Origin of the sequence: uncultured Maribacter sp. (assembly GCF_963974015.1) — a bacterium.
Classification (GTDB): Bacteria; Bacteroidota; Bacteroidia; order Flavobacteriales; family Flavobacteriaceae; genus Maribacter.
The window spans coordinates 12,694-35,781 of record NZ_CAXBBZ010000022.1 but is presented as its reverse complement, the minus strand read 5'-3'; the positions used below and the strand labels follow the sequence as shown (position 1 = coordinate 35,781).

Genomic DNA, 23,088 nt, shown 5'->3' with positions numbered 1-23,088 from the left:
ATAGATGATTCTATTAAGAAATGTGAGGTTGAACTCATATCTTCAAAAAAAACACATCCTAAATTATATTGGCTTCATATGGTGGTAGCACCTACAAAAATGAATGATCGTTTTGAATGGTTTTTAGAAAAGGCCACAGAAATAGGTGTTGATGAAATAACCCCAATAATCTGTGATCGTTCTGAACGTAAAATTCTTAAGTTAGACCGAATGCAAAGGGTTATAGAATCTGCCATGAAACAATCACTTCAAACCTATTTACCAAAATTAAATGAGCCAATAAGTTTATCAGATTTTTTAGTAAAACCTATTACCGGTTTACAGTTTATTGCCCATTGCGAAGACAGCGAACGTTATGAATTAAAGCGAAGAGTTGTTGCCGACCAAGATATAACCATTTTAATTGGTCCTGAAGGTGATTTCTCCACATCTGAAATTAAAAATGCAATGTCAAAAGGGTACGCACCAGTTACCATGGGCAAAACTAGATTGAGAACAGAAACTGCAGCCATTGTTGCCTGTACCATTGTTGCCTCCATCAATAATGGATAATTAAAATATCTATCGATGACTTTACAACAAATTGAAAATAATACTCCAATAATTTTTCATCTACTAATTTCGTAGATTTGATTATGAGAAATTTTATCCGCCTGCTCTTCTTTTGCATTTTAATTTCAAGCCTTTCATTAAAGGCACAAGAAGTTGCAATTTTAAAATATCAAGGCGGTGGTGATTGGTATGCGAATCCAACTGCATTACCCAATTTAATTAAATTTTGCAATAACAATATCGGCACTACTTTAAGCAGTAAACCTGAAACTGTAGAGGTTGGCAGTTCTTCTATTTTTCAGTATCCATTTATACATATGACAGGCCATGGCAATGTGTTGTTTTCCGAAGAAGAGATAGAGAATTTAAGAAACTATCTTTTAGCTGGTGGGTTTCTGCATATTGATGATAATTATGGAATGAAACCTTATATCACTAGAGAAATAAAAAGACTATTCCCAGATTCCAATTTAGAAGAACTTGGAGCGGAACATCCTATATTTTCAAATAGCTACCGTTTTGCGCAAGGGTTACCTAAAATACATGAGCATGATGGTCAACGCCCGCAAGCTTTCGCGATTACTATTAATAACAGAATTGTATTGCTATTTACCTCAGAATCAGATTTAGGAGATGGCTGGGAAGACCCCACAGTACATAACGATACTGCAGAAATAAGGGAAAAAGCACTAAAAATGGGAGCTAACATTATCACCTATGTATTTAAAAGTTAAATAATGACCTCAAAAACTATTTCAAAAGGAATTCTTAGAGCCATAGGCTTCATAGTTGGTGTTGTCCTATTGCTTTATTTTCTATATACCATACTTTCAGTATTGGCATATTTGGCCATCGCTGCTGTTGTGGCCTTAATTGGAAGACCGTTAGTTAAGTTCTTAAGGTTGAAACTTAAATTCCCTAATATCCTAGCTGTTGTAGCCACCATGCTAATTATGATTGGGGTTTTAGCCGGCATAGTTGCCTTATTCATTCCACTTCTATCGGAGCAAAGTAAAAACCTTTCTCTTCTTGATATTGAAGAATTACAAAAAAGCCTTAACACGCTATACCATCAAATTACTAACTACCTAGGCCTGTCATCCCATATTGTAGATGATGTCATTGACGATGTTGCGCTAGAGAAAAATATTTTAAAAGGTTTAGACATAGGGTTCATTCCTGACATTTTAAACTCCTTTTTAACAGTTTTAAGTTCTGCTAGCATTGGCTTATTTTCAGTTCTCTTCATTTCATTTTTCTTTCTTAAAGACAGAAAGCTATTTGAACACGGTCTTTTAATATTTATTCCTCAAACTAAAAAACAGGGTACAACAAATTCAATAGAAAAAATTAATAATTTGTTATCCCGATACTTTGTTGGCTTACTGCTTCAAATATTTATTCTATTTGTCATTTACACCATAGTATTACTAATAGTTGGCATTGAAAATGCCGTAGTCATAGCATTTCTTTGTGCGTTATTTAACATCATACCCTATATTGGACCAATAATTGGTGGTGTAATGATGCTGACTTTAACCATGACCAGTAACTTAGGATATGATTTTAGTGAAATTATACTTCCTAAAACAGGCTATGTTTTCTTAGGATTATTACTCGGACAATTGGTCGATAATTTATTCTCACAACCTTTCATATTTTCAAATAGTGTAAAATCACATCCTTTAGAGATTTTCTTGATCATCATTATAGCTGGTTTACTTTTCGGTGTAGTAGGTATGATTGTCGCAGTACCAGGCTATACTGCCATAAAGGTGATTTTGAAAGAGTTTTTATCAGAGAACCAAATCGTTAAATCATTGACCCAAAATCTATAAAACTTAAGTGAATCTTAAAATATTATCTCATGAAGTACAACAATTTATCAATGAAAATCTAACTTCAGATATTCATAAGATACTTTTAAAGAAATCACCTTTTGCCGAAATAACATCTAAAGAGCTTGTAGAGCAAATAGAATCTAAGTTAAAGGCGAAACACAAGCTGCCAACTTGGTTTGCAACAAAAAACATCATCTACCCTAATAAACTTAATCTTTCACAAACATCATCAGAATTAGCGGCGCTTTATAAATCTTCATTAGTACAAGGTAAAACCCTAATCGATATTACTGCTGGCCTTGGAATTGATTCTTTTGCTTTTAGCAAAAACATTAATAAAGTAATTCATGTTGAAAAAAGTGAAAAATTATCTGCCATTGCACAACATAATTTCATTCAGTTGGGAGCAACGAACATTGAGTGTATATCTACGGATGGAATATCTTATTTAAAGAATAATCCACAATTATTTGATTGGATTTACCTAGACCCCTCAAGAAGAGATAAGAATAATAATAAAGTATATTTTTTAACTGATTGTGAACCTGATGTAAACGAGCATTTAAATTTCTTATTTACAAAGTCAAATAACATTTTAATAAAAACAGGTCCATTGCTTGATTTAAACAACGGATTAAAACATTTGAGAAACGTAAAAGAAATAAATATTGTAGCTATAGGTAACGATGTAAAAGAAGTACTATGGCTTTTAGAAAAAAATCACAGCAAAGAGCCGTTAATAAAAACAATAAATTTTAAGAATGAAATTAAACAGACTTTTGATTTTTATTTGAATCAAGAACGGTCTGCAATATCTACATATTCTATACCATTGGCATATTTGTATGAGCCAAATGCTGCTGTTTTAAAATCTGGCTCATTTGAATATGTAGGTAGGTATTATGATTTAAACAAAATAAATTCTAACTCGCACCTATATACTTCAGACAAATTAATTTCATTTCCAGGCCGTGTATTTAAAATTTTAAATATTCTTGACTACACTAAAAAATCTTTAAAAAACATAGATATTTATAAGGCTAATATTACAACAAGAAATTTTCCAGATTCAGTCGAAAAAATCAGAAAAAAACTTAATCTAAAAGATGGTGGCCATACTTATTTATTTTTTACTACAAATAAAGACCAAAAACTTATTGTAATCAATTGCACTCAAATCTTCGAATAACTTGGCAAGATATTTACCGATTTTTTATCATAATTAGTTCTTAAATTATTATTAAATTCTCGATCTAGGTTACCACTACAACGATATAGAAAGGCATTTTATCGTGTCATTTTACTACAATTTAAACTTAAGATGTTAAAATTATTAACATTGGAATATGTGAATTAAAACGGGTCTAAATTATTGATACATCAATGATTACGGCTGTTCAAAGAGAATATTTTAAACACAATTCCAACAAATAGAATTAAAGATCTCGTAAAATATCGTATTTGAATTATCACTATATGCGTTAAAATTGCTATTATTATACCGGATTTTGATTTTTTTAACATTTGACAGCTGCGTTAAATAATTTTAAAAGTCAAAAAACACATTAATTAATTTAAACTAACAAACAACAACGATTATGAGTCAAAAACGTGATTACAAGTCGATCAAATCCAAAAAAAGGTCTTCCTTTTTTAAATCAGGGATTTTATCGATGCTTGTTTGCTTAGGAGCCCAACTGGCCCAAGCAAATAAAATGACTGACACTTCAACTGAAGCAAAGGTTAAAACTGTACAATCAACGGTTACAGGTACTGTAACAGATGATTTAGGAACACCACTACCGGGAACAAACGTAGTAGAAAAGGGTACTACTAATGGTACTCAAACAGATTTTGATGGTAACTATACATTAAATGTAGAGCCGGGTGCTACATTGGTATTTAGTTATTTAGGATTTCAAAGAAAAGAAGTTGCTGTAAATGGTCAATCGGTAGTTAATACTTCTTTGGTAGAAGATGCTGCCGCTTTAGACGAGGTTGTAGTAACAGGTTATCAAGTACAGACTAAACGTGAAACTACAGCTGCAGTTTCTATAGTAGCTGCAGAGGACTTAGCCGCTGTACCTTCTGGTAACATTGAACAACAATTACAGGGTAGGGTAGCTGGTGTAACCGTTCTAACAAACGGGCAACCAGGAACTACTAGTCAAATTAGGGTACGTGGTTTCAACTCTTTTGGAAACAATGCTCCTTTATATGTTGTAGATGGGGTTCCAACAAGAAATGTTGATTTTATAAACCCGGACGATGTTCAGACGGCAACGGTTCTTAAAGATGCTGCTGCTGCTTCCATATATGGAGCAAGAGCTGCGAACGGAGTAATTGTTTATACAACTAAACAAGGATCTAGGTCGAAAAGAAAAACGTCAATGACCTTGAACGTGAATAGTGGTGTTGTAGACCCAAATGTTGCTGGTTCGCCGAATCAACTGAACCCATTAGACATGGCAAGATATACACATATTGGCTATGAGAATAATGCAGCTGCCAATGGTACTGCCGTTCAATACACCCACCCTCAATACGGAACCAATGCAACGCCTAGCATACCTGACTATTTGCATGCAAATGGCCAAAATGGAGTAAGTGCTGGTGATGTTGATTTAGCTGCTGTAAGAGCTGCTTATGAGGCTGATCCTGATAATACATTTTTGATTAGACCAAATTTACAAGGAACTAATTGGTACAAGGAAATCACTAGAATTGCTCCACAGAGCAGGGTATCCTTAGGATTTGATGGAGGTAATGAAAATGGTCGTTTTTACATGGGTATTTCTGCACAAAATCAAGATGGTATTGTACTTGGGCAAGAATTTTCAAGATATGCTGCGCGTTTCAACTCTGAATTTGATGTTACGCCTTGGTTAAGTTTTGGAGAAAACTTTCAAGTAACGTATAGATCCGCAGTTGGTATCGCAGGTGGTAATGGTGGTGTAGAGGCTGCAGATGATGAATCTGAAGTTTTATCTGCCTTTAGAATGCCTACAATTATTCCTGTAAGGGATGATTTTGGAAGTTATGCAAGTACTAAAGCTGCTGGGTTCAACAACCCAAGAAACCCGGTTAGAAGATTAAAACTGAACACTGGGGATGACAAATCTTATAACATTGGTGGTTTCGGTAATATGTATGCTTTGGTAAAACCATTTGAAGGGTTGACTTTACGTTCTAGCCTTGGAGGTAGTTATGGAAATTATCATTATGTAGATTATAACTACAAATATTTAGGTGATTCAGAGCCTGAGGCAAGTAACTCATTCAGTGAAGGAAGCGGTTATGCTTTTTCTTGGACATTTACCAATACCTTTAGTTATGAAAAATTATTCGGCCAACACAAAATTACGGCCTTTGGTGGTATAGAAGCATTGAACACTGGTAGAGGTAGAAATATTTCTGGTAATGGTATTAATCCATTTTCTACAGATTTAGATTTCCAAAGTTTAACAGTGGTACAAAGTCCAAATGTTAACAGTAACCAATTCAAAGGATCTACCTATTTCTCTACTTTCGGTAAATTAGATTATAATTTTAATGAGAAGTATTATATAACTGGTGTACTTCGTCGTGACGGATCTTCTCGTTTTGGTGAAAACAAGAGATATGGTACTTTCCCTGCTATTTCAGCTGCATGGAGAGTGATAGATGAGCCATTCATGCAAAACCAAGAAATTATCTCAGATTTGAAGATTAGAGGTGGATGGGGTGAAATGGGTAGTGATTCTAACGTATCGCCTAATAACCAATATTCGTTATTTGCTTCTGATCGTGGAAATTCTTTTTATCCAATAGATGGACAAAATAGCGGTGCCAATGAAGGGTTTGCAGCTAGTAGAATTGGTAATCCAAATGCACAGTGGGAAACTTCTGAAACAACAAACATTGGTTTTGACCTTTCCATGTTCAATAATAAATTAGAGTTTATTCTTGATTGGTGGAAAAAGGATACTAGAGATCTTTTATACCAAGTACCACTACCTGGTGTATCTGGAAATTACGCTGCAGCACCATCTGTAAATATAGGTGGAATGAGCAACCAAGGGGTTGATTTTCAAATAATAGGAAGAGGGAATTTTACCGAAAATCTTTCTTTTGAAGTAACAAGTACAAATTCTTTCCTTAAAAATGAAATTACAGCATTGGCACCAGGTATTGATGCCTTTGGAGACAACATCGCATATAGAGGTATTGCTCCAATCCGTAACTCTGTTGGGGAATCTATTTCTACTTTCTTCGGTTATAATGTTATAGGATACTTCAATAGCGCTGACGAAGTTGCTAACTCACCTGCTCAAGATGGCAAGGGACTAGGTCGTTTCAGATATGAGGACGTTAATGGTGATGGAGCCATTACCCCAGATGATAGAACGGTAATAGGTAGTGCTGTACCAGATTTCACTGGTGGTTTAGATTTAGTTTTACGTTATAAAAACTTAGAATTTCAAACCTACTGGTATGGTTCTGTTGGTAACGAAATCTTCAACCAATCTAAATGGTTTACTGATTTCTTCGGTACATTTGAAGGGTCGGCAAAAGGAGCTTCAGCTTTTAATTCTTGGACTCCTGAATTAGGTAATAATGCTGGATCACCAATTTGGGAAAGTGCTTCTAATTTAAGTACAAGTGGTGCATCTAACTCATGGTATGTAGAAGATGGTAGTTACTTAAGATTAGTACAATTACGTATAGGTTATTCTTTCGACACAAACTTGGTTGAGAGCATGGGCCTTCGCAAATTCAAAGTAGGTTTATCAGCTAACAATATTTGGACACTTACAGACTATAGTGGACTTGATCCTCAAGTAGCTGGTCCTGATACTAATTTCGGTATCGATGTTGGTAACTTCCCAGTTACACCTAGTTATGCAATCACTTTAGAAATAGGTATTTAATAAATAATATTATAAAAATTAGTAACTTTAAGAAAAAGTAAACTATGAAAACATTTAAATTTAAAAAACCATCGTTATTATTAGGCGCGTTGCTTCTCGCATCGATGTCTTGTAGTGATGAATTTTTGCAAGTAGCCCCTACGGACTCACTTGCAGATGCCCAAGTAAGTACTAAAGCTGGTATAGACGGTTTGTTAATCGGTACGTACTCTGCACTTAATGGAGTCTTCGGAAACCGTTTTGAAGGACCTAACCATTGGGCTACTGGATCAGTTGTTGGTGGAGAAGCTAACAAAGGAACGGATGCAGGAGATTACAGTTCACTAAATCCTATTCAACGATTTGAAGCTAGCCCTGTAGACCCCAACAATGATTTCAACAATCTATGGAGAGGTAGATATGAAGGGATTAGTAGAGCTAACAAAGTGTTATCTGCTATAGCTAGTTCAACTGAATTATCGGCAGCAGACGCTGCAAGACTTTCAGGTGAAGCTAGAATGTTAAGAGGTCATTTTTACTTTGATCTTAAAAAGCATTTTAACAACATTGTTGTATTTGATGAAACTGTAGCACCAGAAGATTTAGCAACATTGCCTAACAACGGTGATGCTTGGGCTATTATTGAAGCTGATTTGCAATTTGCTTATGACAACTTACCAGGAGTAAATGGTGCAGGTCGTGTAAACAAATGGGCAGCAGCAGCTCTAATGGGAAAAGCTAAATTATACCAACAAAAATTTGGTGAAGCCAAGACTTGGTTTGATGATGTTATTGCAAATGGTGTAACTTCTAATGGAATTAAATACGCACTTTTAGATGATTATTCTCAAATCTATAATGCAGAAAATGATAACCATGCAGAAGCTGTTTTTGATGTAGAATCTTCCAATAATACTGGTAGTGTAAATAATGCAAATTGGTTCGATGATTTAAATTACCCATATAACACTGGTCCTGACGGTCCTGGTAACTGTTGTGGTTTCTTTCAACCTAGTTTCGAAATGGCTAATTCATTTAGAACTGGTGCTGATGGACTACCATTATTAGACAAATCATATAATAGCCCTGCAAATGCGGTTAAAAATGATTTTGGTTTGGAAGCAGACGAGCCGTTTGTTGAAGATACTGACCCATTAGACCCAAGAATTGACCATGCTATTGGTAGAAGAGGTATTCCTTATTTAGATTGGATTGAACACCCGGGTAAAGCATGGATCCGTAGCCAACCTTATGCTGGTCCGTATTCTCCAAAGAAATATATCTATTACAGAAGTCAAGAAAACAGCTTTACTGATGGTAGTTCTTGGACACGTGGGTATGCAACAATGAACTATACTATAATTCGTTTTGCTGATGTTTTATTAATGGCTGCAGAAGCTGAAATAGAAGCACCAAGCGGTTCTTTGGCTACTGCTTTAGATTATGTTAACCAAGTAAGAAGAAGAGCTGCAAACTCTGAATATTGGGTAAAAGAATATGATTCTGATGCAAATGCCGCAAATTATGTTATTTCTGAATATACTTCATTCCCTAATGCAGACTTTGCAAGAGATGCGGTACGCTTCGAAAGAAAACTTGAATTATCTGGTGAAGGACACCGTTTCTTTGATTTAGTTAGATGGGGTATTGCTTCTGAAGAGCTTAATGCATATTTAGCTTACGAATCAACGTTGTTGGTTACTAAATTTGGTGGTGCAAGCTTTACAAGTGGTAAAAATGAGTACTACCCAATTCCTCAAGCTCAGATAGATATAACCGGTGCTGAAATTTTATCACAGAACCCAGGTTATTAATAAATTATAGCTTTTAAATTTTTATTAAAAGGCTACCATAATTGGTAGCCTTTTTTTTTGTTACTTCCTTTAGGTTCTTGCATATTTGTAATAGTATATTTCAAAAGAAAAATGAAGAATTCAAAATTTCAAATTGTTACTTTTTTATCTCTATTTATCCTTATAGGTTGTAGTGAAAATGAACCTAAAACGCTATTCACAAAAGTTGACTCTAACTTATCAGGACTTAATTTTAACAATCAATTGTCTGAAAATGATTCAATCAACATATTAGACAATGAATTTGTGTATAATGGTGCAGGAGTTGCTATTGCAGATATTAATGGTGATGGCCTTGAAGATATTTTCCTTGCTGGCAACCAAGTTGATAATAAATTATATCTAAATGAAGGGAAATTAAAATTCAGGGATATTAGCAAAGAAGCACAAATTGGCAAAACTGATAGTTTGCAATGGTCTTCAGGAGTTACTGTTCTTGACATTAATTTAGATGGTTTACAAGACATTTATATCTGTAATACATTTAGAAAAGATAGTATTCAAAGAAAAAACCTATTATATATTAATCAAGGAAATAGCAAAAGCAACTTACCTTATTTCAAAGAAGAAGCTGCAAAATATGGTTTAGATGACCAGACTTACTCTTCTCATGCGCAGTTTTTTGATTTCGACAACGATGGTGATTTAGATGTATTTATCGGTGTTAACCGTATAGAAGGAATAAATCCGAATCAATTTAGCCCATTAACCGATGATGGCACTTCTAAAAGTAAAGATATTTTATATGAGAATGTTTATATCGACAGTTTAGACCAAAGAAAGTTTATAGACGTTTCAGAAAAAGCTGGTATTCGGTACCATGGGTATAGTCACAGTACGTTGATTAATGATTTTAATGAAGATGGGTGGCCCGATATTTATGTTGCCAATGACTTTCTAAGTAACGATTTAATCTATATCAACAATCAAGATGGTTCTTTCACCAATAAAGCTGGTGAAATATTTAAACATTTCAGCCTATCTTCTATGGGTAGTGACATAACCGATGTCAATAATGACGGGCGTATGGATATATTCACCACAGAAATGCAACCGTACTATAATAAAAGAAAAAAATTATTTCAAGGCCCAAGCAGTTACCAAAAAGAAATTTTTACCAGAAAATACTTATATGAATATCAATACACTAGAAATACTTTACAACAAAATTTAGGTATCAATCCTGAGAACCAATTACCGATTTTCGGTGAAATAGGAATGTCCTCTGGTATTCAAGAAACCGATTGGAGCTGGGCTCCACTCTTTGCAGACTATAATAATGACGGGTGGAAAGATCTGTTGATAACAAACGGTTTTCCTAAAGATGTTACAGACCGTGATTTTGGCGATTTTCGAATTACCGCTAGTAGATTAGTAAGTAAACAAACATTAATCGAAGCTATACCTGAAATTAAGATTCCAAACTTTATATTTAAAAATTTGGAAGGAAAAGGTTTTGCCGATGAAACAAAAGGTTGGGGTTTGAATTTTGGCACTTTTTCGAACGGTGCCGCTTATGGAGATTTGGATAATGATGGAGACCTAGATTTGGTTATAAATAATATTAATGACCCTGTTTTATTAATGGAAAACCATTCTAATGAATTAACCCCAGAAGATAATTTTCTAAGAATAAAACTTACAGGAGACAAACAAAACCCCGAGGCAATCGGTAGTACGGTAATAACTTATTACAAAAACAAGCAACAACGCCAATCATTACTTTCAGGCAGAGGGTATTTATCACAACCAGAGAAAACCTTGCATGTTGGACTTGGAAAAATAAAACAGGTAGACAGTTTAAAAATCATTTGGCCTAATGGAAAAACACAAATTGTAACTAGCCCTACAGTCAATAAGCTTAACAAATACAATTATCGTCCTTCAAATTTAATCACAAACCGAAATAATACTCCTTTATTTAGTAAAGCATCAAAAAGTATAGGCCTAAACTTTTTAAGCAAGGATAATGACTTTATAGATTTTAATTTTCAAAGAACTATACCACACAAATTTTCTCAATTTGGTCCTTCAATTTCTGTGGGAGATATTAATGGTGATAATTTAGAAGATATTTTTATAGGCGCTAGCAGAGGAGAAGATGAGGCTTGGTTTTTACAAACACCAGAAAGTACCTTTATTAAAGCCACAGTCTCCTATAAAAGTGAGGAAAAGCTTGAAGATGATTCTAGCTCTTTATTATTTGATGTAGACGGAGACGGAGACCTTGACTTATATTTAGCCAGAGGAAGCGCACAATATCCGTCAGGTAATATACTTTATAAAGATAAGCTCCTACTTAATGATGGTAAAGGTAATTTCACCGAATCCTCCAACGCCATACCTGATGTAAACACAAATTCGACCAGTGTTAAAGCTGCTGATTTTGATAAAGATGGTGATTTAGACCTGTTCGTAGGTAGTAGGGTATTGCCATTTTCCTATCCTTCTTCCGATAGGTCATATATTTTTGAAAATCAATCTGTGGGAAATCAAATCAAATTTGTTGATGTAACCACTAAAATAAATCCTGATCTTGAATATCCTGGATTAATCAGCGATGCATTATGGACCGATTTCAATAATGATTTTTGGCCAGATTTAATTTTAGCTGGTGAATGGATGCCGCTTCGATTTTTTGAAAACAGAGAAGGTAAATTAGTTGAAATTACAGATAACTCTGGTGTTCAAAATAAATTTGGTTGGTGGAATAGCCTATCTGCAGGTGATTTAGATAACGATGGCGATACAGATTATATAGCAGGTAATTTTGGTCGAAATATAAACTTTCAAGGAACAGAGGACCAACCTATACGGTTATATGCCAAAGATTTAGATAATAATGGTACAATTGACCCATTACTATCCTTTTATCTAAGAGATAGTATTGGCATTAAAAAAGAATATCTCTATCATCCTTGGCAAGATGTTACTACACAATATGTGGGTATAAGAAAAAAATATAATTCTTTTGGAGAATTTGGTGCCTCTACCCTACCAGAAATGTTTAATGATGGCCTATTAGATGATGCGACGAAACTCAGCTTCAACTATATGGAAACTTCTTTAATTGAAAACTTGGGTAATGGTAAATTTAAAATCCATCCGCTGCCTATGGAAATACAATATGCCCCTATTTATGGTATACTATTAAAAGATATTAATGATGATGATTTACTAGATGTTTTAGTAGTAGGCAATGATTTTGGCATGGAGGTACAACAAGGCATGGCGGATGCATTAGTTGGTCTGGTGCTAAAAAATGAAGGCGATTTAAAAATGACCGCACTTTCATTAGATGAAACTCATTTTTATGTACCGGGTGATGCCAAAGCCTTGGTAAATGTTAATTTAAAAAACGGAAATGAATTAATAATAGCATCTCAAAACAATGATTCATTGAAGACCCATGAGTACATTAAAAAAAGAGCTGGTAAACTCGTGAAATTTAACCTCAACGAAGTTAAGGCTGTCATAAATTTTAGGAATGGCTCAAAAAGAATTCAAGAAGTATATTGGGGTGATAGTTTTAATTCGCAATCGACACAAAACATTTTAATAACCGATAAAATTTTAGAAATCAAATTCTACAATAAAACTGGTCAAAACACTAGAAATATGACTTTTTAGATATGTAGATAGTTAACTAACATTAAGAAAAAGGGAAATAATCATCATATGAACAACCAAAATTAGGTCAATAGGTAGTTCAAGAAAATCTCTTATTTGTTAATAGTAGTAAAAACAAATCGTTAGTATTCTAATTTATACTACTTTAAAGGTCAATTAGACGAATAACCAAATTATAAAAAAAATGCGGGTCTTTTCTGCTGTATCGATTATATTCTTAAGTATTAGTTTTATTTCCTGCAATGAAAACAACCCTACACTCTTCCAAGTAATACCCTCAGCTGAGTCTGGAATTGAATTCAACAATAAAATCATAGAAACCGACAGTTTTAATATACTAACAAGTGAGTATATTTTTAATGGTGGTGGAGTTGCTGTAGGTGATTTCAATAACGATGGTAAGCCTGATATTTTTTTTAGCGGAAATCAAGTTCCCAATAAGTTATACCTAAATCAAGGAGACTTTAAATTTAAAGATGTCTCTAAAGAGTCTGGCATAGAAGCTCTAAATAATTGGAATACAGGAGTTGCCTTGGCAGATATTAATAACGACGGGTATTTAGATATATACGTTTGTTCTGCAATGCTAACAGAAGAAGAGCACAAAAAAAATATTCTCTTTATAAATCAAGGATTGAATGAAAACCAAATTCCTGAATTTAAAAACAAGGCCAAAGAATTTGGGGTAGAGGAACCAGGTAATAGCATGGGGGCGACCTTTTTTGATTATGATAAAGATGGGCTTCTAGATTTATATGTTTTAAATAATGTTGATATACATATCCTACCCGCCAACTATAGAACTAAAATAACAGACGGATCGTCGCTTAGTAATGATCGATTATATAAAAATAATGGTGATGGAACATTTAAAGACGTAACAATTGAAGCAGGTATTACTATAGAGGGCTACGGCTTAGGTCTTGCAATTTCCGATTTAAACTATGATGGCTGGCCTGACATTTATATAAGTAATGACTATTTAACCAATGATATTCTATATATCAATAACCAAGACGGTACATTCAAAAACAAAATAAAAGAGAACATTAAACATCAAAGTAAGTTCTCAATGGGAAATGATATTTCCGACTTCAATAACGATGGCTATTTAGATATAATGACATTAGACATGTTAGGTGAAACCAACCAACGGTTAAAAACCACTTTGTCAGGCCATAAGTATACAGAATACATCCTTAACGAGAGATATGATTATGAGTACCAACACACTAGAAACATGCTTCAAAAAGGAAATGCAAATGGCGTACCCTACAGTGAGATTGGACTAATGGCCGGGGTCGCTAAAACTGATTGGAGCTGGTCTCCCCTATTTGCTGATATGGATAATGATGGTTATAAAGATATCCTCGTAACAAATGGTTTTCCTCGAGACATCACAGATCTAGACTTTGGTGATTTTAAATTTAATGTTAGTAGATACTTGACCCCTGCTCAGATTTTAGATTCAATTCCAAAGATTAAAATTCCTAATTACGCCTTTAAAAACAATAGGAATAACACCTTTACGGATATTAGTACGGCTTGGGGTATTGGTATACCATCTTTCTCTAATGGTTCTGCATTCGCAGATTTAGATAATGATGGTGATTTAGATTACATCGTGAATAATATTAATGATCAAGCCCTCCTATTTCGAAATACTATTGATGAGCAAAAGGAAGATAATCATAACTATTTAAACATTGACTTGATTGGGCCTCCTACGAAATCACTGGTAGCTGGCGCTAAAGTTGTAATTAGATTTTCAGATAATACTTTTCAATTTCAAGAACACCATACTTATAGAGGCTATATGTCTACAGTTCAAGATATTATACATTTTGGATTAGGAGATAAAAAACAGATTAGTTCTCTAGAAATTCTCTGGCCTGATGGAAAATATCAAAAAATATCAAATCTAGACGCTAATCAAAAAGTGTCTTTAAATTATTTTGATGCCTCAACCATTTCTTTTAGTGAATTAAATTTTCCATTAGCACAGAATAAAAAAAGTACCATTTTCAAAGAAGTTTCAAAAGATATAGGTATTGAATTTATTCATAAAGAAAAAGACATTGTCGACTATAATTTACAACGCATAATTCCACATAAATTCACTCAAAATGGTCCGTGCATGGCAGCGGGCGATATCAATGGAGATGGTATTGAAGATTTTATAATTGGTAGTTCAGCTAGTTTTTCACCTCAATTATTCCTACAGAACACCGAAGGGATTTTTAGTCAAAAACCTTTATTCACCGATGAAGAAAATATGAAATATGAAGAAGAAAGCATTGCTTTGTTCGACTTGGAGAATGATGGTGATCTAGACATGTTCTTAGTTTCTGGAAGCAATGAATTCAATATTGATAATATTGAGTATACTGACAGGTTACTATTAAATGATGGCCATGGTAATTTCACAATCTCTATAGATAGAATGCCCGTTATTAACGCAAGTGGATCCATCGTAAAAACTACAGACTTTGACAAAGATGGTTTTGCTGACCTATTTATTGGTGGCAGAACACCTTTTTCACAATACCCAAAATCAGAAAAAAGTTTCTTATTAAGAAATAAAAATGGCGTTTTAAAAGACGTTACAGATTCAATTGCACCAGAACTAAGGAACATAGGCATGATAACCGACGCAATATGGGCAGATATTGATTTAGATGGTTATGAAGACTTAGTAGTCACTGGAGAATTAATGGCTACAACCATTTTTAAAAACCACCGTGGCAGTTATAAAAAGGTTAACCTGACAGGAGTTGAGAATTTATTAGGATGGTGGGAAAGTATTGTTAAAACAGATATAGATAATGATGGTGATATTGATTTTATAGTAGGTAATGTAGGTTCTAACAATCTATATCAACCCTCTGATGAAAGACCAGTAACTATTATTGCAAAAGATTTTGATAATAATGGAACTATAGACCCAGTGATGTTTGCTTATTTCAAGGATAGCTTTTTAAACCCAGAATATAAATCTTTTCCTGTGAATTTCTGGGGAGACCTAAATGGTCAAAGCCCCATTTTTAGAGCCAAATACAACACCTTTAAATCTTATTCAAAAGCAACAATCGCAAATCTATTTAATGAAGATGAGCTAAAAGGTTCTACTAGATTAATTGGTAATTATGACAAAAGCATAATAATGGAAAATCTAGGTAATGGTTCTTTTAAGTATATTCCCCTACCTACAGAGACTCAAGTTTCCCCAATTAATGGAATGGTAAAATTAGATTATAATAATGATCAAAAAGAAGATATTTTATTAGTTGGCAACAACTATGGAAATGAAGTTTTTATTGGTAGATATGATGCTTTTAATGGTGGATTATTGAAAAATAACGGTAAAGGAAAGTATGAATTCATACCCACTTCAGAAAGTGGAATTTTAGTTCCTGGGGATGCTAAAAGTATTATAACTGTTAACAGTGCAAAAAGTGATTATCCGTACTTTATTGCTTCGCAAAACAGGGATTCTATTAGAGTCTTCCAAAAGAGATAAGTAGTATGATTTTAAGAGACTTTATTTTTCATTAAAGTACTTTTCATTCTACACTTAAGCGATAAATCTATTAAAATCTAAGAATCGGTTAAGTGAATAACATTAATATCGTTTATAATCACCTTAAATTCAAGAAACAACTGATTTTAACCTATCATCCTATTTAAAAGTTTCGGTGATAAATTCATTTTCTTACATTAATCACAAATCCCTAGGGAAGACTCTTACAATTTATCATATTTTTTTAACGATAGACAACGACGATTAGACGACAAGTAGCATCAATTTGACGACTAATAGCTTTTACAAAATATTTAATAAATATCCTAGTATATCATTATAATTTTAACTAATATTATAATAATATTATATATTCGTTAACACTATTCTGAATATATAATAATGAACAATTAACTAAACAACAACTTATTATGAATCAAAAACTAGATTTCAAATCTGTAAAATCCAAAGGGCGGTCTTCTATCCTCATCAATGGATTTTTATTGATTTTAGCTTGTATTTGCACCCAAAACATGGTCGCAAATGAAAAATTAGACATTGTGGATAATGCTAATCTAAATTTCGTACAATCTACAATTACAGGAACAATTTCAGATGAAACTGGGCCATTACCTGGCGCAAGTGTTTTGGTAAAAGGAACGACCAATGGAACACAAACTGATTTTGACGGAAATTATACTATTGAAGCTCCAGGTGATGCTACTTTGGTTATTAGCTACATTGGTTACAAAACCCAAGAGGTAGCGGTTGATGGAAACAATAACATCAACATAATCTTAATAGAGGATGCCAGCAGATTAGACGAGGTGGTAGTTACAGGATATGGTACCCAGGCCAAAAAAGATTTAACCGGTGCAGTTTCCGTTGTTGATGTAGATGAGCTTTTGGCAACACCCGCTACAACGTTCGCACAGCAATTACAAGGTAGAGCTGCTGGTGTAAGTATCATTAACGATGCAAGACCAGGTGGTGAAGCTACAGTTCGTATTCGTGGTTTTGGTACTGTGGGCAATAACGACCCACTTTATATTATTGACGGTGTACCAACACAAGCGCAAGCCAACTTAAACCCAAATGATATTGAGTCTATGCAGATTCTTAAAGATGCTTCTGCTGCATCTATTTATGGGTCTAGAGCTGGTAACGGTGTTATTATCATTACCACTAAAAAAGGTAAAATGGGTGCTCCGAAAATCACCTATGACACCTATTATGGCACGCAGACTGCAGCTAATGATGTTGAAGCTTTGAATGCGCGTGAATTAGGTCAATATTTATATTTGGCCGATTTATATGCCGGTAAAACCCCAGGTCACGGTCAGTATACCTTTGGCCCAAATGGAGAAGTAACTATACCAGATTATGTTTTTCCTAGTGGTGCAAATGAGGGCGATGCGGGTACTAGCGCAGATCTTTATGCTTTAGAAGAAGGAAATATTTATGCCATTACACGTTCTGCAGACACTAATTGGTGGAAAGCGGTTACACAATCGGCTCCAATTCAAAGTCATAACATAAATGCATCCGGTGCGACTGAAAAAGCAAGATATTCTTTTTCTTTAGGATATTTTTCAGCTGACTATATCACCAAATTCACCAGTTATGATAGAATATCCTTACGTGCAAATACCGAATTCAAAGGCTTAAATGACAAGCTTACTATAGGAGAGAATTTTACCGCATCTTTTGACAATCAAAAAGGGGAATTTAATAATGATGAAGAGCAAAATGCTGTTTCTGCAGGGTATAAGCACCATCCATTATTACCTATTTATGATATAGCTGGTAACTTTGCAGGTAGTAGAGGTGCCAACTTGGGAAATAACTTTAATCCTTATGCCTCTTTAAAGAGAAATGAAGATGATAGAGTTTTTAGATTAAGATTATTAGGTAATGTTTTCGCCAATTATGAAATCACACCTGAATTAAGTGTTAGGTCCAGTTTCGGTGTTGATGTACGAGGAAGGAGACAGAGAGATTTAGGGCGACCTCAACCAGAATATGTGGAGGGTAACTTTATCAATAGTTCAAATGCAAGAGAAGAATATGAGTATCAATGGACTTGGACAAATACTATAAACTATTCGAAGACTTTCAATGAGGTTCACAACTTTTCTGCCTATGTTGGTATTGAATCTATTCAACAATTTGAAGAGCGTTTTGGAGCCGGGCGTCAGCGTTTTGCTTTCGAAACTTCCAACATTCTTAGTTATTTAGACTTAGGTAATGCAACTACAGCATCTAACTACGGTTTTGTAGAGCAAGATTATTCACTTTGGTCGCAATTTGGAAAATTAAATTATGACTATGCAGGCAAATACCTTGCTGGGGTGACATTGCGTAATGATTCCTCTTCTAGATTTCAATCGGCAGCGCGTAGTGCATTATTCCCTGCATTTAGTTTAGGCTGGAGAATGTCTGATGAGAATTTCTTAAAAGATGTAAGCTGGATAAATGATATGAAACTAAGATATGGTTGGGGAAAAACTGGTAACCAACAAATTGGAGACTACAACGCCTTTACCACATTTCGTTCAGATATTGGCACAGGAGGCTATCCTATTGACGGTAATACAGGGTCACCTACAATAGGATTTTCAACAAGGGCTTTTGGTAACCCAAATGCAAAATGGGAAACTACCACTTCTAATAACATTGGTTTAGATTTAGTAATGTTCGACAACAAAGTTAATTTCAATTTAGATGTGTGGGATCGTGTTACTACAGATATGTTATTTCAAGTTCCTGTTACCTATACTGCAGGTCAAGCAGATGAGCCACGATTTAATGTAGGTGGAGTAACCAATAAAGGTATTGATATTAGTTTGGGCTACAGTGATAAAAAAGGTGATTTTGGATATAGCATTAATACGAACCTTTCGCAGTATACCAACAACGTTGATCAATTAAGTGAAAGTGCAGACACTAGATTTTTTGGAAGCTCAAGAAGAGTACCAGCCTTAACAGTTACTCAGGCAGGTTCTCCATTATCTTCATTTTATGGATTCAAAACCGTAGGTATTTTTCAGTCGCAAGCTGAAGCAGATGCATGGCCAGAATATGGCGATTACAATGCTCCTGGTAAATTAAAAGTAGCAGATATTAATAATGACGGTGTAATAAATGATGATGACCGTACTGTAATTGGTAATCCTCATCCAGATTTCACCTATGGTATTAATCTTGATTTTTCCTATAAAAATATAGCACTTAATATTTTTGGAAATGGGTCTCAAGGTAATGACATCTATAATTATGTACGATATTTTGCAGATTTCAACACCTTTCAAGGAAACCGATCAAAACGTGCATTATATAATGCTTGGCAACCATCAAATCCAACTGCTCCTGTAAGCCAATGGGTTGCTGCCAATCCTAACGCTACAGTTCCAATTATGGATGCAAATGATCAAATTAGTAGTAGACCATCCTCTTATTTTATTGAAGATGGCAGTTTCTTCAGAATCAAGAATGTACAATTAACATATAGCTTTACTGATGAGGTACTCTCTAATATTGGCGGTATTTCTAGAGCATCGATATACATTCAAGGTCAAAACTTGGCTACGTTTACTAAATACTCAGGTTTAAATCCTGAAGTTCAAACAGGGAACAATACAAACCTTGGTTATGACGGTGGGTTCTTACCAGTTTCAAGAACCTTCTTAATGGGTCTTAATATTACATTAAACTAATTCAAATGCAAACAATACATATCATGAAAAAGAGAAAATTAATTTTCACAGCATGTCTCACCGCACTGGTATTTATAACCGGGTGTAGTGATGAATTTTTGACACGTGAACCTCAAGGCAGTTTCAGTGAAGGGGATGTTGCAACCGCTGATGGGGTTGAGGGACTTCTTATTGGAGCTTATACAATGGTACCGGGAGGTGGTCTTGAAGGTCAAACCTGGCATAATGATATTCATAGCTGGGTTTTCAATATCGCTTCTGATGATGCCTTAAAGGGAACCGACGCAGGTGATCAACCAGAGCAATCATTTATTGAAGCGTACGATTTTCAATCGTTCAATATCCATATTAGGGATAAATGGAGAGGTCTATACAAAGGTGTTGCAGCAACAAACATTGTTTTGACTACCCTAGCAGAAGTAGAGGATATTAGTGATGAAAGAAGAGCACAAATTACTGCCGAGGCAAGATTCCTTAGAGGTCTCTTCCATATGGAAGCTAGAAAAATGTGGAGAATGCCAACGTATATAAGTGATGAAAATTTTGCTCTTAACGATTTACAAAGCACAAAAATACCTAACGATAGGGAAATTTGGCCTTTAATTGAAGCCGATTTAGCAGCAGCAGCAGCTGTATTGCCTGCGACACAAGGTGATGTTGGAAGACCAACAAGTTGGGCTGCCAAAGCGTTTTTGGGTAAAGCGAAGATTTATCAAGGCTTTGATACCAATGGTAGCGCTAATCTTGCTAAGATGGGTGAAGCTAAAGTAATATTTGACGATATTATTGATAATGGACCATTTCAATTGATGGATAAATTTGAGGACAATTTCAAAGTAGCAACCCGTAACAATACAGAATCTATTTTTGAAGTACAATATGCTATTAGTAGTGCATCTGGCGATGCTTCTAATAGAGGTATTGGTTTAGCACACCCGTATACCGACCCATGGGGCTGTTGTGGGTTTTATCAAGCTTCACAGAACTTGGTCAACGCTTATAAAACTGAAAATGGTCTACCTATGTTGGATACCTTCAATGATGCTAACGTTTCATCCGAAACAGACCCAACCACTACATTGTCTACCTACACGGGCACTTTAGACCCAAGATTAGATCATTCAGTTGGTCGTCCAGGAATACTATACAAAGGGTTTAAAATTTACCAAACCGATTTTGTACGTGACCTATCTTATGCCGGGCCATACTTCTCTATGAAGCACGTGGCCGAACCAGAAGCTTTTGGTCAAGGTGGCTGGGGAAACCTTTCTGCTAACAATTACAGGATCATGAGATTGGATATGATTTATTTATGGTTGGCCGAGGCAGAAGTTGAATTAGGTGATTTAGAAAGAGCCAGAACTTTAGTTAACGAAATTCGTACGAGAGCAGCTAACCCAGAAGGTTTTGTGCCATTAGCAACTCAAGGAACAGATCGTAACGATTTTACTATTGAAGCCGGCACACCTGCAGCAAATTATGATATCGCTACATATGATACTGCTTGGACAGATCCTGTAACAGCAAGAAAAGCAGTGCGTTTTGAAACACGTTTAGAATTTGCCTTAGAAGGTCACAGATTCTTTGATTTACAACGTTGGGGTATCGCTGCAGAAACACTTAATGCCTATATCGCAAGTGAATCTCAGCAAAGAACATATTTATCAGGTAAATCTTTCGTAGCAGGGAAAAACGAATTCTTTCCAATTCCGATAGAAGCAATAGATAGATCGGCAATTGAAGGTCAACCAACCTTAACACAAGATCCTAACTATTAAGAATTTAAGTTTGTTAATTATTTGTTAGTTGAAGAGAGGTTGAAAATTTAATTTCAGCCTCTCTTTTTTTATCATGAATATTTTATTACTATACTCTAATTATAAATACCTATTAAATGGGTTCTTATATAAACAGGAATTTCTTCAACATCATTTTCTAACTTTAACTTCATTACCTCAGAAGGTACTAAAGGCATATGACAAGAAACACAATTCTGTTGGTTATTATGAATATGATTTTCTTGTACACTATTAACTTTATTTGATTCGTGGCAAGTCAAGCATTTTAAATTAAAAATATTCATATCTGCTCTTTCATTTTTATGAGGGTCGTGACACGTTAAACAGTCCATTTTTGGGGAGTTTACAAAGCACTCACTCTCAGTCAAAAGTCCCATTTGATTACCATGTACATCTAATTTTACTTTAGAATTAACATTTTTATAATTTTTTGAATACAAAGACAATGTATCACCAGCTATAAATGAAAAAGGATTACCTTTTATTTGTTGCCCTTGCAAGCCAGAATGGCAAACGGCGCAAGCATCAAGTCTTTGTTTCCTAGAATATGATTCATAACTATCAACGAATTCACCAATTTCCGCTTCTGGATTTTTACGATGATGTTTAACATGTTTTTCGGATGGGCCATGGCAACGTTGACAATCAATACCTAAAATCATCTTAGAACGGTCATAAGAATTCCCAATTCCTGATGCATTATTATTTTTCGCAAAAGTTACGTGGCATTTTAGACAATTATCATCAACCTTTCTATTTAGTGAATAGTCTGGAAAATTTGGACTATTGACCCATGAACTAGTTGGTTGAAAGTATGAAGCTTGTAACTGTACTAAATGCTCATCTTGCCAACTAAGATAGCTTTGTCCCTTTACCCCAGAACCAACAACAACATCAATCTTAGATTTAGTAGTACCGACGTCTCCAAACTTTGGCTTTGACACCTGAAAATATTCGTCATTTTCCTCTAACATTTTAAGTTTGACTCCTTTTAAATTCAATTCATTAGAACCTTCATTAAAACTCCCTTTAATATGTTCCTTTTCTGCAGTTGAGGATGTATTAAAATGTGCGGTTTTTAAATGAGATTTATAAATATCCGCATGACATTCTAAGCAGGTTTCTGATACTACAAAATTAAAACCGTTGTAATGTGTAGCTACAATTTCAGGCTCAATATATTTTGAGGTTTTAATTGAATTATTAAAATACCAAATACCATATATCAGCAATAAGCTTAGAATTAAAAACATGATGAATTTTAAATTAATCTTATTGTTCATACCAT

At 34.5% G+C, this 23,088-nt stretch carries 11 protein-coding genes; 10 read left to right on the top strand and 1 reads right to left on the bottom strand.

All coding sequences use genetic code 11. From position 1 onward, the window contains the following. The 10 genes from AACZ41_RS16815 to AACZ41_RS16770 all read left to right on the top strand — a co-directional run. Window positions 1-552, top strand: a 552-nt coding sequence (locus AACZ41_RS16815) for a 16S rRNA (uracil(1498)-N(3))-methyltransferase (RefSeq protein WP_339629770.1), incomplete at its 5' end; no start/stop codon positions are given. Between the two features lie 83 nt (window positions 553-635). Continuing rightward, the gene (locus tag AACZ41_RS16810) at window positions 636-1,286 is read left to right on the top strand and encodes a DUF4159 domain-containing protein (protein WP_339629769.1); all 651 of its coding nucleotides are present in this window, start codon (window positions 636-638) and stop codon (window positions 1,284-1,286) included. Window positions 1,287-1,289: 3 nt separating this feature from the next. Beyond that, entirely contained in the window at window positions 1,290-2,390 is a 1,101-nt protein-coding gene (locus AACZ41_RS16805) for an AI-2E family transporter (protein ID WP_339629768.1), read from the top strand. 7 nt (window positions 2,391-2,397) lie between these two features. After that, window positions 2,398-3,582: a class I SAM-dependent methyltransferase gene (locus AACZ41_RS16800; RefSeq protein ID WP_339629767.1), complete on the top strand. Its 1,185-nt coding sequence runs from the start codon at window positions 2,398-2,400 to the stop codon at window positions 3,580-3,582. Window positions 3,583-3,991: 409 nt separating this feature from the next. Beyond that, window positions 3,992-7,303 (top strand): TonB-dependent receptor, encoded by a 3,312-nt coding sequence (locus tag AACZ41_RS16795; RefSeq protein WP_339629766.1) that lies wholly within the window; start codon window positions 3,992-3,994, stop codon window positions 7,301-7,303. A 44-nt stretch (window positions 7,304-7,347) separates the two neighbouring features. Beyond that, the gene (locus tag AACZ41_RS16790; protein ID WP_339629765.1) at window positions 7,348-9,096 is read left to right on the top strand and encodes a RagB/SusD family nutrient uptake outer membrane protein; all 1,749 of its coding nucleotides are present in this window, start codon (window positions 7,348-7,350) and stop codon (window positions 9,094-9,096) included. 111 nt (window positions 9,097-9,207) lie between these two features. Next, window positions 9,208-12,765, top strand: a complete 3,558-nt coding sequence (locus tag AACZ41_RS16785; RefSeq protein WP_339629764.1) for an FG-GAP-like repeat-containing protein — start codon at window positions 9,208-9,210, stop codon at window positions 12,763-12,765. Between the two features lie 184 nt (window positions 12,766-12,949). Beyond that, window positions 12,950-16,285 (top strand): VCBS repeat-containing protein, encoded by a 3,336-nt coding sequence (locus tag AACZ41_RS16780; protein ID WP_339629763.1) that lies wholly within the window; start codon window positions 12,950-12,952, stop codon window positions 16,283-16,285. Window positions 16,286-16,716: 431 nt separating this feature from the next. After that, the gene (locus AACZ41_RS16775) at window positions 16,717-20,001 is read left to right on the top strand and encodes a TonB-dependent receptor (protein WP_339629762.1); all 3,285 of its coding nucleotides are present in this window, start codon (window positions 16,717-16,719) and stop codon (window positions 19,999-20,001) included. A 23-nt stretch (window positions 20,002-20,024) separates the two neighbouring features. Beyond that, the gene (locus AACZ41_RS16770; protein WP_339629761.1) at window positions 20,025-21,779 is read left to right on the top strand and encodes a RagB/SusD family nutrient uptake outer membrane protein; all 1,755 of its coding nucleotides are present in this window, start codon (window positions 20,025-20,027) and stop codon (window positions 21,777-21,779) included. 95 nt (window positions 21,780-21,874) lie between these two features. On the opposite strand, the gene AACZ41_RS16765 is transcribed toward AACZ41_RS16770, so the two are convergent. Then, complete coding sequence (locus tag AACZ41_RS16765; RefSeq protein WP_339629760.1) at window positions 21,875-23,053, bottom strand: multiheme c-type cytochrome; 1,179 nt, start codon at window positions 23,051-23,053, stop codon at window positions 21,875-21,877. Window positions 23,054-23,088 lie beyond the last annotated feature (35 nt).